Origin of the sequence: Rhizobium sp. L9, from assembly GCF_002531885.1 — a bacterium.
In the GTDB taxonomy this organism is placed as follows: Bacteria; Pseudomonadota; Alphaproteobacteria; order Rhizobiales; family Rhizobiaceae; genus Rhizobium.
The window spans coordinates 114,219-127,582 of record NZ_NWSZ01000020.1 but is presented as its reverse complement, the minus strand read 5'-3'; the positions used below and the strand labels follow the sequence as shown (position 1 = coordinate 127,582).

Below are 13,364 nucleotides of genomic sequence, written 5' to 3'. Positions count from 1 at the left end.
ACCGGATTTTATTCTGACGGATCAAGGCCGGCCACCGTCAATCTGTTTGATTGCCCAGTCACAATATATCCCGCGAAGGCCGGGCTCTTTGAGAACCCGGCCAGTCACGCAGGCCACGCCGCCGGCAAACCGGCGGCATCGTATTAACGATTATTTGATGCCGTCCCAGGCGCTCTGGATTTCGCCGGCCGCCTCTTCGGCAGTCTTGCCGCCGACGAAATCGACCATGCCCGTCCAGAAGGCGCCTGCGCCGATCTTGCCCGGCATCAGGTCGGAACCGTCAAAGCGGAAGGTGGTGGCCGACGTCAGGATCTCGCCTTCCTTCTTCATCTGCGGATTGGCATAGGCCTCCGTGCTGACGCCCTTGTAGGGTGTCAGGAAGCTCGACTGCGCCATCCAGACCTCGTGTGCGATCGGGGTCTTCAGGAAATCGATGAAGGCGCGGGCCGTCTTCGAGTCCTTAGTGATCGAGACGAGCGTGCCGGCGCCGAGCACCGGTTTGCCGAGTTCGGGATGCGAAGCATAGGTCGGCATATAGAAGAAGTCGGCGTCCTGTCCGAGCTTCGTGCCCTCAGGGAAGAAGGAGGGTATGAACGAGGCCTGATGGTGCAGGTAGCACTTCGGCGGAACGGTAAAGAGGCCCTTCGGGCTGTCGCGGAAATCGGTCGAGGCCACGGCTGCGACACCACCGTTTACATATTTCTCGTTCTTGGCGAACTTGCCGAATTCGTCGATCGCGGCAACCACGGCCGGATCGGTGAACTTCAGCTCGTTGGTCGTCCACTTGTCGTAGGCTTCCGGCGGCTGCATGCGCAGCATGATGTCCTCGACCCAATCGGTCGCCGGCCAGCCGGTCGCGCCGCCGGAACCGAGACCGATGCACCAGGGAACGCCGCCATCCTTGACGATCTGGTCGGTCAGGGCATGGAGCTCTTCCATGGTCGTCGGGATCTTATAGCCGGCTTCCTCGAAATTCTCCGGCACGTACCAGACGAGCGACTTGACGTCGGCCTTATAAGGGAAGGCGTAGAAGGCTTCCTTGCCGTCCTTGCCCTTGTAGGTGCCATAACCGACCCAGCTGTCGCCGGCGCCGTAATTGTCCTTGATCCACTTGGAATTGTCGTCGCCGAGCGGCGTCAGGAAGCCCTTGCCGGCGAGATCGGCCAGCAGCCCCGGCTGCGGCAGAACAGCGATGTTCGGCGGCGAGCCTGCCTGCGTGTCGATGACGATCTGTTGTTCGTAGTTTTCGGAAGAGGAATATTTGACGTCGATTCCGGTCGCTTCGGTGAAATAGGCGAGAACGCTCCGGAAGAACGCCTCGTCCTCACCGCGCCACGGGCCGAAGATCGTCAGCGGCTGCCCCTTCAGGTCGGCATGAGCGGCCTTGAATTCGTCATAGCTCTTCCAGTTGAACTTGGCATCTTGTCCCGGCGCAAACTTCAGATCGGCCGCGGACGCAGCACCGGCAAAAAGCGCCGCCACGGCAACGCTCATCAAAAATGACTTTTTCATGTGATCAACCTCCCATCACAAACTCAACAGCGCCAAACTTCTTCAACGGAAATTTTCAAAGCGCTTTGGCACCCAACTCATTCCACTTTCGGTGGAGCGAAGTCAAGTCATTTCGCGAAAAGTCGCCGCAGACATGCGGAATGGCGCCGTCCACCGGTTTCTCCTGGGCAATATGGAGCGATTTTTCTTGAGTCAAGCGCGCCAAATGAATACATAATTGAAAGCGCTTTGGATGTCGCTGGGAGGCGGCTTGCCTGTCGAGGCGCCAAGCGGGCCGGGAGGAAGCATAGCAGGTGAATCTCAAACAGCTATCGGAATTGCTGGGGCTTTCGCAGACGACAGTGAGCCGAGCCCTCAACGGCTATCCCGAGGTCAACGAAGCGACCCGGGAGCGCGTGCTCCAGGCTGTCAAGGAAACCGGATACCGGCCGAACAAGGCTGCCCAGCGGCTTGCGACCGGCAAGGCGGGCTCGATCGGCCTTGTCATGCCGACGGCGCCGGGCCATCAGTCCGACGTGCATTTCGGCGAATTTCTGGCCGGGCTCGGCGAAGAGGCCGTGCGCCACGATTTTCACTTCGTCATCATGCCATCCGACCCGGACGACGAGGTGGCGGCGCTCCGGCGCCTTGCGATCAGCGGCAATGTCGATGCGCTGTTCGTCGCCTATATGCGCGGCCACGACCCGCGGCTTCCCATGCTGAAATCCCTCTCCATGCCCTATGTCGTGCATGGCCGCTCCTTCGGGACGGATCCGGACTATCCCTATCTCGACATCGATAATGAGGGCGCCTTCTACGATGCGACGCGGCTCCTGCTGCAGCTCGGTCATACGCGCTTTGCGCTGATGAACGGGCCAATGCATCTGGATTTCGCGATTCGCAGGAGGAATGGCGTGACAGTCGCTCTTGCCGAGCGCGGGCTCACTCTCGACGAGGATTGCATCAGCCATGCGTTGATGACCGATGAGCAGGGCCTGCTTTCGATGGAGCGCTTCCTGCAGCTGCCGAACCGCCCGACGGCAATCCTCTGCTCCAGCACGGTACTGGCACTCGGGGCGATCCGCGCAGTGAACCAGGCCGGATTGCGGCTCGGCGAAGACATCTCGCTGATCGCCCATGACGACGTGCTGCCGCTGTTGAAGCCCGAGAGCTTTTCGGTGCCGCTAACGACGACACGCTCCTCGCTGCGGGCCGCAGGCGTTCGCATCGCGCAGCGGCTGATCGGCACGGTGAAACAGGCAGGCCCCTTTCCCGAACAGGAGCTCTGGAAAACCGAACTGATCGTCAGGGCCTCGACCGGCCCTGCACCGCAGCAGCCATAATCAGAACTGCGGCGGTGTCTGCCCTGCAGCGCGATGAGCGGCGATGACTGTGTTGGCCATCAGCATGGCAATGGTCATCGGCCCGACGCCGCCGGGCACGGGCGTGATGGTGCTGGCAATCTCGGAGACTTCGCGGAAGGCGACGTCGCCGACGAGCCGGGTCTTGCCCCCGCCTTTCTCAGGAGCCGGGACGCGATTGATGCCGACGTCGATCACCGTCGCGCCCGGCTTGACCCAATCGGCCTTGACCATCTCCGGCCGGCCGACGGCGGCGACCAGAATATCGGCATTGCGGCAGACCTCGGCGAGGTTCGTGGTTCTGGAGTGAGCGATCGTCACCGTCGCATTGGCGTTGAGCAGCAATTGCGCCATCGGCTTGCCGAACAGGTTGGAACGGCCGATGACGACAGCATTGAGCCCGGAGAGATCCTCGCCATGGGTGCGGCGGACGAAGACCATGGCGCCGGCCGGCGTGCAGGAGACCAGCCCGGTCTTCAGGTCGCCGGTGGCGAGCTTGCCGGCATTGACGACGCTGAGGCCATCGACATCTTTTTCCGGCAGGATTGACTGGATGATCGGTTCACTGTCGAGCGGTTTCGGCAACGGCAACTGCACCAGGATGCCGTGGATCGACGGATCGGCATTAAGCGTGGCGACAAGCGCTGCGAGCTCTTCCTGCTTCGTGTCCGCCGGCAGCGTGTGCTGAACGGACTTGAAGCCACATTCCTTGGCCATGCGGCTCTTGGAGCCGACATAGGCATGGCTTGCCGGATCGTCGCCGACGATGATGACCGCAAGGCCTGTCGTGACGCCGCTCATTTTTTCCAGCGCTGCCGTCGCACTCTTGACCGTCTGAATGACCGATGCAGCTACGTTCTTGCCGTCGATTACTGTCGTCACGCGTATCTCCGCCCTGTTTTGCGTCAATCTAGGAATAGTTGACGAGCGTCAAATGCCCGCTAACGCCCTATCCTGTCGGAAAGCGGCAAGGCAATATCAAATTTGCAAGGAAATGGGTGCTTCAGCGCCGCGGTTGCCGCGTTTCCATCACATGAACCCGAAGCCGGTCCCGCAGGCCTGAGATTTCGGAGCGCAGCAGCGCGATCTCGTCGACCGCCGCCGGGGCTGGCAGGGGCAATGGCGGCGGAGAAGCAACGGGCGGAGATGCCGGCAACTCCGTTGCAGGAGACGCGACGGATTTGCGCAAGGACAGCAGGAAAGCCAGGGCAAGACCGATTGCCAGGCCCGTGGCGGCGCCGGCCAGAGCGCGGCCGGTCAGACCACTCTTTGCCGATATCGCCGATGTCAGCGGCGGTTTCAAAACGGTGACATGGCCGTCGCCGGCTGTCGCCGATGCGGACGTCGCATCATCCAGGCGCGAGCGGGCGGCATTCGCCTTCTCTCGCAGCTCGGTCAGCCGCGACAGATCGACGCCGGTATCCCGGCTCTGGGCGATCAGCGTGTTGCGGCGGTCGTTCAGGCCCTTGCGTGCATCGACCGCAGCCTTGGCGGCGGCATTGGCGACCTGTGCGAGCCGGGCAAGCTCCCTGCCCATGTTCTCCTTGAGGCCGTCGGTTTCGGCCTGCTGTTGCAACAGGCGCGGATGACGCGGGCCAAGCTCAGCCGAAAGCTGCGCAAGCGTCGTCCTGGCGACCGCATATTTGTCGCGCCAGTCCTGCATCGCCGGCGAGAGCATGTCGGAGGGCACGGAACCGTCCAGCACGCCGGCAAGCTTCGCCGCCTTCAGCCGGTCGGCCTGCGCCTTGGCCGCGAGAATGTTCTGGTCTGCCTCTTTCAGATCGGCATCAAGCCGGTCGATCTGGCGGCGAAGATCGATCGCCACCTTGACGTTGCCTTCGCCGCTCTTTGCCGTGAAGGCGGCAAGCTCCGCCCGAGCCTCGTCATAGGCCTTGCGCAAAACCGCGTCGGTTTCGGTGTTGCCGCCGCGTGCGTCGCCGCCCGCTGCCTCGGCAAGCCTTGCGGCGATGCGGGTGGATTTGGCGCCGTCGCCGGTCGTCACCCGCACCCGGATCGTGCCGGCGGCGGCATCGGGCACAATCTCGACTGCACGTCTCAGCGCGACCTCGGCGCGCGAGGCCGGATCGGCGGCAGCACCGGTCGCCGAGAGAAGATCGAGCGCAACGGCGAACGCATTGGCGCCCGTGCCGACGAATTCGGGATCGTGATCGAGCTTCAGGGTGGCGACCGTCGACGCAGCCACGCGCGCCGACAGCAGTCCCTTCGCCGCAGCCTGCGTGAAAGCGGCGCGGCTTGCGGCATCCGTTTTCACAGCAAGCGTCGCTTCGGCGCGGTAGAGGACGGGCGCAGCCGGCATCAGCATCGGCAGGCCGGCGCCCAGGATCGTTGCGGCAGCGACCGTTACCGCAAAGCCGGCCCTGTCCGAGCGGCGTTGCGGTGCTGCCTGGCGGGGCTCGAGCGTTTCCTGATGAATTGCGGCCAGCGGTTCGACCGAAATCGCCGGCTCTCCGGCGGAAGCCACCGGCTCCTCATATCGAGCTAGTTCCGGCGGAAGTCGATGGCCGACATCATTGGCAGCCCGGAGGCGGTTGCCGAGAATTGTTTCGATGCGGTCGACGAGCGGCGCCTCGGGCGCCGCCCTCATGCGCTGCTCTTCCAGCACGCGGCCGATGGCGCGCAGCAGGTCGGCTTCGGGCGGGGCGATATCCGGTCCGTTTGATCCGGGCGGCCGATAGGGATCCTCATGGGCGCGCGGCCTTGCGGCTGCGTGATCGAGAAAACTACTTCTGGCCCTGCTATCGTACATTTGCGCCACATCTCATGCACATGATGGCCGAGTTTACTCATCCGCATGCGAAGCAGATGATTAAGTCACTCTAAATATTCATGGCAAAGAAATGGTTAACCGCAGCCGGCAAGAATTGCGGTCCGATTCTCGATAGCGCTGCTGCGCGTCAAACGCGCGGACACTCCAGGCTCAGCTCGCCTTCTTGCGATCGGCCGCCGGCTGCACGACGTTGCGGGCCTCTTCCGGATGGCTGAGCATTCTTTCGCGCCGGCGGAAGCGGTAGCGCAGGACATGAAAGAGGAAGACCGGAATGCCGACGATGTAGCGCCGCCACAGGCGCGCGGGCTCCTGTATCAGGCGATAGGACCATTCCAGACGCATCATCCGTACGGTCTTTGGCGCTCGCGGCACGGCGCCGGAGACGAAGTCGAAGAGCGCGCCCACCGTCAGCACCAGGCGCGCATGGTCGGCACGGATATTGTCATGAACCCATTTCTCCTGCAGCGGCGTCCCCATGCCGACGATCAGAATATCGAGTTTCTGGCGCTCGACCTCCTCGATGACATCCGTGGAGTCGACCTTGTCGAAAAATCCATCGGAAATAACTACAAACTCATGCCAGGGCGTGTGCTTGCGGAAATTTTCCGCCGCCGCCTCGACGACCGAGCGCTTGCCTCCGATGAGACCGATGCGGCGCGGGGTCTCCATGAAGGTGAGCAGGGCCGGCACGAAGTCGGTGCCGTTCAGATTGGCGGGAAATGGCCCACCGTGGGCGATCTGCGATGCTATATTGAGGCCGATACCATCCGGCAGCACCAAGTTGTGCGACATGATCCGGTAATATTCATCGTCGCGCAGCGCCGTCAGCATGTTATGGGCGTTGACGAAGCAAACCACGGTCTGGCCGACGGGAATGGACGCCAGCTCGTTGATAAAAACGAGGGCATCGTCCCAGCCGAGATCGCAGACCGGCAGATCGAAGATCGTCCGCCGCGACGCAAGCACCGCGAAGTTTGCAATCAAATTCATTCCTACCTCCTGCCGAGGGTGCGTCATGCGCCCGAAATCCCGGAAAACAAGCCCATATTTCCGCACCCCGGAGGTCTCGAAAGAACCGGTCGCGTCACGCATGGACGGCGTCGCCCCGATCGCGGAAAACGGCGCATGCCAAGCTGTGCCACCTGATATAGCAGGACGGTTTCAAACAACCCTTAGGAAAATTCCTTGGATTTTGATGCTCGCATAAGTAGTTTGTTAACCAAAGGCGGCCCAACGACAAACGGCGCCCGAAGGCGCCGTTTGTGCATCGATGATCGGTTGCTTCAATGTGCGGGGGCCGATGCTTCCTCGGCTGGGGCGCCCTCGACGATCTTGACCGGTGCGCCGAGCTTCTTCGGTTGACCGGCCGAATTTTCCTTGACCTCTTCCTTGGAGAGATAATCGAGCTGCTCCAGCATCACGTCAGCGACATACTCGCCGCCCAGGCGCTCGTTCATGCCCTTCCTGATCTCCTCGCGAAAGGCTTTCGGGTCGAAGGATTTGATGTGGGCAAGATCGACCATCTTGTTGCCGACGAGCAGGCTGAAAAGTTCGTCGGTCGTCATCTCGGTGAGCGGCAAGGTCACGCCCTTCAGCATGTCCTTGTTCATCATGAAGGAAATGCGGCCGAGAAAATAACCGATGATCGCACCGTCGCCGATGACCGGCACAGTGATCGTTTCACCTTTCACCAGTTCGAGCGCGCTCTGCTTGGAATCCGTTGCCGCGGGTGCCGGCGCCGTCGCCAGGTACACCGAAAAATAGACCGAGGCCAAGGTGATGGCGCAAACCCAGATACCGGTAAGGACGAGCTTGACCATCAGTTTCCACGCGCGGCGAATTGTTCCTGGGAATAGGTGCCGTCGGCGTCGGCGTCCTGAACCGCATTCTTCAGGAGGTCGGCCACGGCACGAACCGCTTCGAGATGCGCCTCGACACGCCTGGCGTTCAGAACCAGTTTCTTTTTCAGGCCGTGCAGCTGATCGAGATGGGCAGCGGCAAGCTCGGCCGGATCGGTATCGCGGAAAAGCATCGACAGCTCGTAGAGGCAACGGCTCTTATGCGCGTTGGAGACCTTGAGATCAAATTGCGGATCGTTGCCGATCCGGGTGTTCTCATTGTCGATGATCATCTCGAGGCGTCCGAGAACGGATTTGATCCTGTATTCGTTCGAAACTATTTCCATTGTGTCCTCGATTATGTGTCGCTTGCTGTCTTGGAGTCGGCGGTCGGCGTGCCGAAGGTCCTGCGCTGGAAGTCGTCGATCATGCTGAGCGCTGTGTTGCGGTCGCGATCATCGGTCGAAGCGTTGACGATCTTGCCTTCCTGGCGGCGCAGCTGCTCGCTGTACATCTGCTTGGCGATGCCGATGCCATCGCCCTTGGCCATGGTGTTGCCGAGCTGCTCGGCCATCATGCCCTTCCAGATATCGCCGGTCGCGCCCTTGCCGTAAACGTCTTCGCTCTCGCTCGGCAGCATCGACTTGACGAAGTTCTGCAGCACCATGGCCTCGAACTTCCGGTAGCTTTCCGGAACCTCCTCGGTCTTGGTGCGGTTCTGGATGTTGGAGAGGCCGCTCTTCTGGCCGATGTGATCGAGAACGTCGACCGTATTGGAGAAGCCCTTGCCGTTCTCGGCGAGGCTCGTCGCGGCAAAAGCCGCACGGTTTGCCTTCAATTTTTCCTGGGCTGCCTGAACCTCCATGGGGTCGGCAGCTTTGACCACGTCCAGGACCAGATCACTGGGGGGCGAAATAGCCACGTTACAATCCTCTGAATTAAGATCGCAACGATTATGGTTTTTGAAGCTTGCTGGAGGCTGGCGTTGCGAATTGCTGATCGATTACATCGTAAACGGCATTGTCGTCGGCCTCGCGGCGCTCATTGTCCAAGGCCTCTTTCATGCCCTCTTCGAGCCGATCGGCCTTGGCGCGCTCGCGCGACAGCCGCATCTCGTGGATCTGCTGCATGCCGGTCAGCTGCTGATCCTTGATGGTGAGCCTGCCGAATCGATCGGCATAATTCTGCGAGAAAGCGTGGTGGACGGGATCCATCGAGCCAAGCGCGACGATGACATCGTCCATCGCCGCATTGACCTCGATGCGTTGACGGCTGGTTTCGGCCAGATCGTTTTCCGCCATCCTTTCGATATGCCGCTGCACCGACAGGAGACGCTTGAGCTTCTGGGAGCGGCTCTTCTCGATCATGACAGCCTCATCGCCCGATATAGATCGAACTGAAGGCTTGGCCGAACTGGCTGACCAGCGCCGCAATCGAGATGTAAAGAAGGAAGAGCCCGCCCATCAGGAGATAGGGCGTGGAAATGAAATAGACCGGGATCTGCGGCGCCAGCTTGTTGATGAAGCCGATCGAGACGTTGAAGATCATGCCGTAGATCAGAAAGGGGCTCGACAGCCGCAGCATGATGTAGGTCGTCTGCTCGAGCGTGTCGGTGAAGGAGATCAGCGTCGCGCGCATCTGCACCAGGCCGCCGAAAGGCATGGTCGTGTAGGAATCGATCAGGGCGCGGAAGACGATGTGGTGGAAATCCATGATGAAGAGAATCATGATGCCGGCAAAGGTGATGAAGGCGGAAAGGCTGGTCTCGGGAGTGTCTTCGATGACATCGGCCGAACCCGGCTGGGTATAGCCGACCATCATGGCGAGGATCGTCGCAGCGAATTGCATGCCGAGCGTATAGAGTCTGGCCAGCATGCCGTACATCACGCCGATCAGTGATTCGCTGAAGATCAGGCCGATATAGGTCGCGGATCCCGTATGAACGGCGGGATAAACGGTATCCCAGAGCAGCGGCATGACGGCGATCGACAGCGCGAGAGCAATGAAGACGCGCAGCTGCTCAGGCACGCGCGCCGAGGAAAAACCCGGAAGAACCAGCACACAGCCGCCGATCCGGCAGAAAACCAGAAACAGCGCAAGAACCGTCCCTTGCGGGTCTGTTATCATGAAATCGAGCCCAAAATCTTTATCTCGATGCCCTTGGCCAATTCGACATGCGACAGGACCGGGAGCGTGGCGAACAGCCGTTCGATGATCATGCGCACATAGGATCGTGTTTCCGGCGACGTGACAAGGGCGAATGGCAGGCCGCGATCCATGAACTCACGGATAACTTTGCTGGCCTGCTCGCTGAACTCCTCCAGGCTGCGCGGATCGATGTCGAATTCGATCACCTCGCCCTTGGCATCGCGCTTCAGCGCCTGGTGGAAGGCGAGATCCCATTTGCTGCCGAGGCGCAACACACGCAAGACGCCATTATCGGCGAGATCGCCGCAGAGCTGCTGGGCCATGCGGATGCGGACATGCTCGACGATCTGCTCGGTCTTCCTGACATGCGGGGCAAGCTCGGCCACCGCTTCGAGAATGAGATGCAGGTTGCGGATTGAAACGCGCTCGGCAAGCAGGAGCTTGAGCACCGCCTGCAGGCCGGAATAGGACATGTGCGACGAGCAGATCTCATCGGCAAGCTTCTTGTATTCCGGGTCGAGGCGGTCGATCAGCACCTTGACGTCCTTGTAGGATAGAAGTTGCGGCAGGTTGTTGCGGATGACCTCGCTCATGTGCGTGAGCACGACGGAGACGTTGTCGATCGGCTGGAAGCCTTCGCGTTTCAGATCGTCGGCGAAGTTTTCGAGGATCGAGACAGCCGGCATGCCGAAAGCGGGTTCGCGGATTTCGTCGCCGGGAATGCTCGGCTTGCGACCGGCGCCGGTGACGACCAGGACTTCACCTACGCGCAGCAGGTTAGATGCGACCGTCGTGCCATGGATGCGGATCTGATAGGACTTCTCGGGAATGGCGATGTCGTCCGTGACCTTGATTTCCGGCACGACGAAACCGTATTGAGTGGCGAACTTCTTGCGCATCTTGCCGACGCGGAACGCCAGCTCCTGGTGAGCGCCGAGCAGGCGGGTCGACACCATCTTGCCGAGCGCGAGCTCGATCTCGGAGGTGCGGAGCACCGACTTGACCGAATCCTTCTCCAGTTCCTTGCTCTGAACGACCTTCTTTTCCTCCTGTTCGCGGCGAAGCTTGTTTTCAGCCTCGACCTGCCGCGGAATGAACCAGGCGCCGAAGGCGAGAAGACCGCCGAGGACGGTGAAGGGAATGGTCGGCAGGCCCGGCATCAGGCCGAGAACGAACATCAAGACGGCCGAGACGGAGAGCGCGCGGGGATAGCCGCTCAGCTGGTTGACGACAGCCTGGTCCGTGGAGCCGGTCGTACCGCCGCGTGACACGAGAAGGCCGGCTGCGAGCGAAACGATGAGGGCCGGCATCTGCGAGACGAGGCCGTCGCCGACGGAGAGCTTGACGAAGACGTCGGCCGCTTCGCCGATCGGCATGCCGTGGCGGAAATAGCCGATGATGATGCCGCCGAAGACGTTGATCGCGGTGATGATGAGGCCGGCGACGGCATCGCCGCGCACGAATTTCGACGCACCATCCATCGCCCCGAAGAAGGAGCTCTCCTCTTCGAGCTCCCTGCGCCGGCGCTGGGCTTCCTTTTCGTCGATGATGCCGGCCGAGAGATCGGCGTCGATCGACATCTGCTTGCCGGGGATGGCGTCCAGGGTGAAACGCGCGCCGACTTCGGCGATACGCGTGGCACCCTTGGTGATGACGATGAAGTTGATGGTGATGAGGATCAGGAAGACGATCAGACCGATGACGAAGTCGCCGGACATGACGAGACTGGCGAAACCGGCAATGACGCCGCCGGCCGCATCGTGGCCTTCATTGCCGTGGGACAGGATGACGCGGGTCGTCGCGATGTTCAGCGCCAATCGTGTCATCGTTGCGATCAGCAGAATGGTCGGAAAAGACGAGAAATCGAGCGGCTTCTGGATCCATAGCGCGACCATCAGGATCAGCACCGAGAAAGCAATCGAGAAGGCCAGCCCCATATCGATCAGGAACGGCGGGATCGGCAGGAAGAGAATGCAGATGATGCCGATGATGCCGAGGGCAAAACCGATATCGCGCAGGCTCGGGGCGACTTTCGGAAGGGGGAGTGCAGGTGGTTGCGCCATGACGATTCCGTCTCTTCATGAGAGGAGGCGGACATGAGTCCGCCCAATTCGGATCGAGAATTAAATGGCGAAGCTTGCGCGAAGGTGGCTCAGAAACCCGACTGAATGCGCGAAAAGACCAGATTGGTGAAAATGGAGATCTGCGAGCCGACGAAGGGGGCGGTGATTCCGACCACGACCAGCACCGCGACAATCTTCGGCACGAAGGTCAGTGTCGCTTCCTGTACCTGGGTCAGCGCCTGGATCAGCGCGATGACGAGACCCACCACCATCGCAGCGAGAACCGCCGGACCGGAGGCAATCAGGACCGTCCAGATTGCGGCCTGGAACAGATCCAATGCATCAGCTTCATTCATCTGAAGGCAACCTCATATCGCCTCGAAGCAGCCCCGTATGACAGGGCTGCGATTGATCGGCATTGTCAGGCGCGCTGACACCCCTTTGCGTCAGGAGCTGCTGCTCGGCGCCTCGTCGGCGACAGTGATTCCCGCCTGCACGAGTATCTTATCGCCATCCGTGGTCGTCGCAATGATGCCGTCGGAATAAACCTTGACGGAATCGATGACGCCTTTGACGGTGCCGTCGGCGCTTTCCATATATTTGCCGACATAGCTGCTGGCCTGGGTCAGGCTCGAGCTTGCCAGGAGCGTATCCAGCTTGGTGTTGGTCTGGATCGTCTGCTCGACCTGCGAGAAGGTGGCAAGCTGAGCGACCTGTTCGCTTGCATCCATCGGATCGGTCGGATCCTGGTTCTTCATCTGCGCGATGAGCAGCTGAAGGAAGTTGTCGTAGTTCAGCGTCGCCTTGCTCTGAGTTGAGCTCGAGCTCGTCGTGGTCGAACTCGTCACGCTTGACGTTGCGTCTACCGCCATGGTGCGATCTCCCTGCGAATCTGCTCGACCATCGTCGGCGGCAGCTCGTGATTGTTGAGGATATTGTCTTCGATCGCGTAGAGACCGCGGATCGCCTTCAAGGCGTCGAAGGCGCGGCCGGTCGACACAAGCGCATCGATCCGCTTCAGCTCAGCGAGGATCTCTTCGTTCTTGAAGCAGGTGAGCAGCATGGTGATCGACTTGCGGAACATCGCCGTCGAGTGGTCCTTGCCCTCGGGATTGATGAGGATCATCTGCGCGATGAAATAGAGCTGGCGCAGGGGCGTCGTTGCGCCTTCAGGCTGGAGGACGTGATTCTCGAGAAGGAACGTCACATCGTTCAGGAATTCCAGCGCGACCTTGCGGTCGACACGCAGGACGGCGCCGTTGATGAAGATTCTTTCTCCGGCCTTCAGAGAAATGCGAAGTGTACTTTTCATTTAAGTCCATCCCTGATGATGGTGGTAACGTCGATGATGCCCTGGTAGTTATTAGACAGACGTTTTCTGATCCTGTCGCATTCCTTCAATATCCAGATCGCAATCGAGATGAGGTTAGCCCTGAGCTGGATATCCAGCTGGTTTTCCGGATGTTTCAGATCCTCGATAAAGCTGATCCAAACCCGGCGCGTATAAAACAGGGCTTCGATGGCTTCCCGACCGTATTTTTCCTTGTCGCGCGCCAAGGCCAGCAGTTCTATGGACCGGTCAAGAACCTGCCATTCCCGCTCTTTCGCGTCGGCCACCGAGTCCTGCATGACTTCGGCATATGAGAACTGATACATTCATGCATCCTTCTGTGCG

General features: G+C 60.6%; 15 protein-coding genes. 1 reads left to right on the top strand and 14 read right to left on the bottom strand.

Annotated features, from left to right (window positions below):
* Positions 1-150: 150 nt before the first annotated feature.
* The gene (locus tag CO660_RS21005; protein WP_085776984.1) at positions 151-1,512 is read right to left on the bottom strand and encodes an ABC transporter substrate-binding protein; all 1,362 of its coding nucleotides are present in this window, start codon (positions 1,510-1,512) and stop codon (positions 151-153) included.
* Positions 1,513-1,805: 293 nt separating this feature from the next.
* Here CO660_RS21005 and CO660_RS21000 point away from each other — a divergent pair, with 293 nt between their 5' ends.
* Positions 1,806-2,834 (top strand): substrate-binding domain-containing protein, encoded by a 1,029-nt coding sequence (locus CO660_RS21000; RefSeq protein ID WP_097600345.1) that lies wholly within the window; start codon positions 1,806-1,808, stop codon positions 2,832-2,834.
* Here the strand turns inward: CO660_RS21000 and folD are convergent, their stop codons facing one another.
* The 13 genes from folD to flaF all read right to left on the bottom strand — a co-directional run bounded on the left by folD (position 2,835) and on the right by flaF (position 13,345).
* Complete coding sequence (gene folD, locus CO660_RS20995; protein ID WP_097600344.1) at positions 2,835-3,734, bottom strand: bifunctional methylenetetrahydrofolate dehydrogenase/methenyltetrahydrofolate cyclohydrolase FolD; 900 nt, start codon at positions 3,732-3,734, stop codon at positions 2,835-2,837.
* 121 nt (positions 3,735-3,855) lie between these two features.
* On the bottom strand, positions 3,856-5,619 hold the full coding sequence (locus CO660_RS20990; protein ID WP_097600343.1) for a succinoglycan biosynthesis protein exop: 1,764 nt from the start codon (positions 5,617-5,619) through the stop codon (positions 3,856-3,858).
* Positions 5,620-5,790: 171 nt separating this feature from the next.
* Positions 5,791-6,630, bottom strand: coding sequence for a WecB/TagA/CpsF family glycosyltransferase (locus CO660_RS20985; protein WP_097600342.1), 840 nt, complete (start codon positions 6,628-6,630; stop codon positions 5,791-5,793).
* Positions 6,631-6,923: 293 nt separating this feature from the next.
* Positions 6,924-7,460: a hypothetical protein gene (locus CO660_RS20980; RefSeq protein WP_097600341.1), complete on the bottom strand. Its 537-nt coding sequence runs from the start codon at positions 7,458-7,460 to the stop codon at positions 6,924-6,926.
* Entirely contained in the window at positions 7,460-7,825 is a 366-nt protein-coding gene (locus tag CO660_RS20975; RefSeq protein WP_003556590.1) for a hypothetical protein, read from the bottom strand. The genes CO660_RS20980 and CO660_RS20975 overlap by 1 nt, the downstream gene beginning before the upstream one ends.
* Positions 7,826-7,836: 11 nt before the next feature.
* Positions 7,837-8,400: a rod-binding protein gene (locus CO660_RS20970; RefSeq protein ID WP_097600340.1), complete on the bottom strand. Its 564-nt coding sequence runs from the start codon at positions 8,398-8,400 to the stop codon at positions 7,837-7,839.
* Positions 8,401-8,431: 31 nt separating this feature from the next.
* Positions 8,432-8,845: a hypothetical protein gene (locus tag CO660_RS20965; protein WP_097600339.1), complete on the bottom strand. Its 414-nt coding sequence runs from the start codon at positions 8,843-8,845 to the stop codon at positions 8,432-8,434.
* 7 nt (positions 8,846-8,852) lie between these two features.
* Positions 8,853-9,605, bottom strand: a complete 753-nt coding sequence (gene fliR / locus CO660_RS20960) for a flagellar biosynthetic protein FliR (RefSeq protein ID WP_085776976.1) — start codon at positions 9,603-9,605, stop codon at positions 8,853-8,855.
* Positions 9,602-11,689: a flagellar biosynthesis protein FlhA gene (flhA, locus tag CO660_RS20955; RefSeq protein WP_085776975.1), complete on the bottom strand. Its 2,088-nt coding sequence runs from the start codon at positions 11,687-11,689 to the stop codon at positions 9,602-9,604. The genes fliR and flhA overlap by 4 nt, the downstream gene beginning before the upstream one ends.
* An 89-nt stretch (positions 11,690-11,778) precedes the next feature.
* Positions 11,779-12,045 (bottom strand): flagellar biosynthesis protein FliQ, encoded by a 267-nt coding sequence (gene fliQ, locus CO660_RS20950; protein ID WP_011424049.1) that lies wholly within the window; start codon positions 12,043-12,045, stop codon positions 11,779-11,781.
* Between the two features lie 90 nt (positions 12,046-12,135).
* Positions 12,136-12,561 carry a flagellar hook assembly protein FlgD gene (gene flgD / locus CO660_RS20945; RefSeq protein WP_085776974.1) on the bottom strand — a complete coding sequence of 142 codons (426 nt, stop codon included), beginning with the start codon at positions 12,559-12,561 and terminating at the stop codon, positions 12,136-12,138.
* Positions 12,552-13,001, bottom strand: coding sequence for a flagellar biosynthesis repressor FlbT (gene flbT / locus CO660_RS20940; RefSeq protein WP_012482697.1), 450 nt, complete (start codon positions 12,999-13,001; stop codon positions 12,552-12,554). The genes flgD and flbT overlap by 10 nt, the downstream gene beginning before the upstream one ends.
* Positions 12,998-13,345, bottom strand: a complete 348-nt coding sequence (gene flaF, locus CO660_RS20935; protein WP_064800698.1) for a flagellar biosynthesis regulator FlaF — start codon at positions 13,343-13,345, stop codon at positions 12,998-13,000. Before flaF ends, flbT begins: the two co-directional genes overlap by 4 nt.
* Positions 13,346-13,364: the final 19 nt, after the last annotated feature.

What these genes read in the sequence shown, in the direction of transcription:
- CO660_RS21005 (WP_085776984.1), bottom strand. Translation starts at nt 1,512, where the DNA reads ATGAAAAAGTCATTTTTGATGAGCGTTGCCGTGGCGGCGCTTTTTGCC.
- CO660_RS20990 (WP_097600343.1), bottom strand. Translation starts at nt 5,619, where the DNA reads ATGTACGATAGCAGGGCCAGAAGTAGTTTTCTCGATCACGCAGCCGCA.
- CO660_RS20985 (WP_097600342.1), bottom strand. Translation starts at nt 6,630, where the DNA reads ATGAATTTGATTGCAAACTTCGCGGTGCTTGCGTCGCGGCGGACGATC.
- CO660_RS20980 (WP_097600341.1), bottom strand. Translation starts at nt 7,460, where the DNA reads ATGGTCAAGCTCGTCCTTACCGGTATCTGGGTTTGCGCCATCACCTTG.
- CO660_RS20975 (WP_003556590.1), bottom strand. Translation starts at nt 7,825, where the DNA reads ATGGAAATAGTTTCGAACGAATACAGGATCAAATCCGTTCTCGGACGC.
- CO660_RS20965 (WP_097600339.1), bottom strand. Translation starts at nt 8,845, where the DNA reads ATGATCGAGAAGAGCCGCTCCCAGAAGCTCAAGCGTCTCCTGTCGGTG.
- fliR (WP_085776976.1), bottom strand. Translation starts at nt 9,605, where the DNA reads ATGATAACAGACCCGCAAGGGACGGTTCTTGCGCTGTTTCTGGTTTTC.
- flhA (WP_085776975.1), bottom strand. Translation starts at nt 11,689, where the DNA reads ATGGCGCAACCACCTGCACTCCCCCTTCCGAAAGTCGCCCCGAGCCTG.
- fliQ (WP_011424049.1), bottom strand. Translation starts at nt 12,045, where the DNA reads ATGAATGAAGCTGATGCATTGGATCTGTTCCAGGCCGCAATCTGGACG.
- flgD (WP_085776974.1), bottom strand. Translation starts at nt 12,561, where the DNA reads ATGGCGGTAGACGCAACGTCAAGCGTGACGAGTTCGACCACGACGAGC.
- flbT (WP_012482697.1), bottom strand. Translation starts at nt 13,001, where the DNA reads ATGAAAAGTACACTTCGCATTTCTCTGAAGGCCGGAGAAAGAATCTTC.
- flaF (WP_064800698.1), bottom strand. Translation starts at nt 13,345, where the DNA reads ATGTATCAGTTCTCATATGCCGAAGTCATGCAGGACTCGGTGGCCGAC.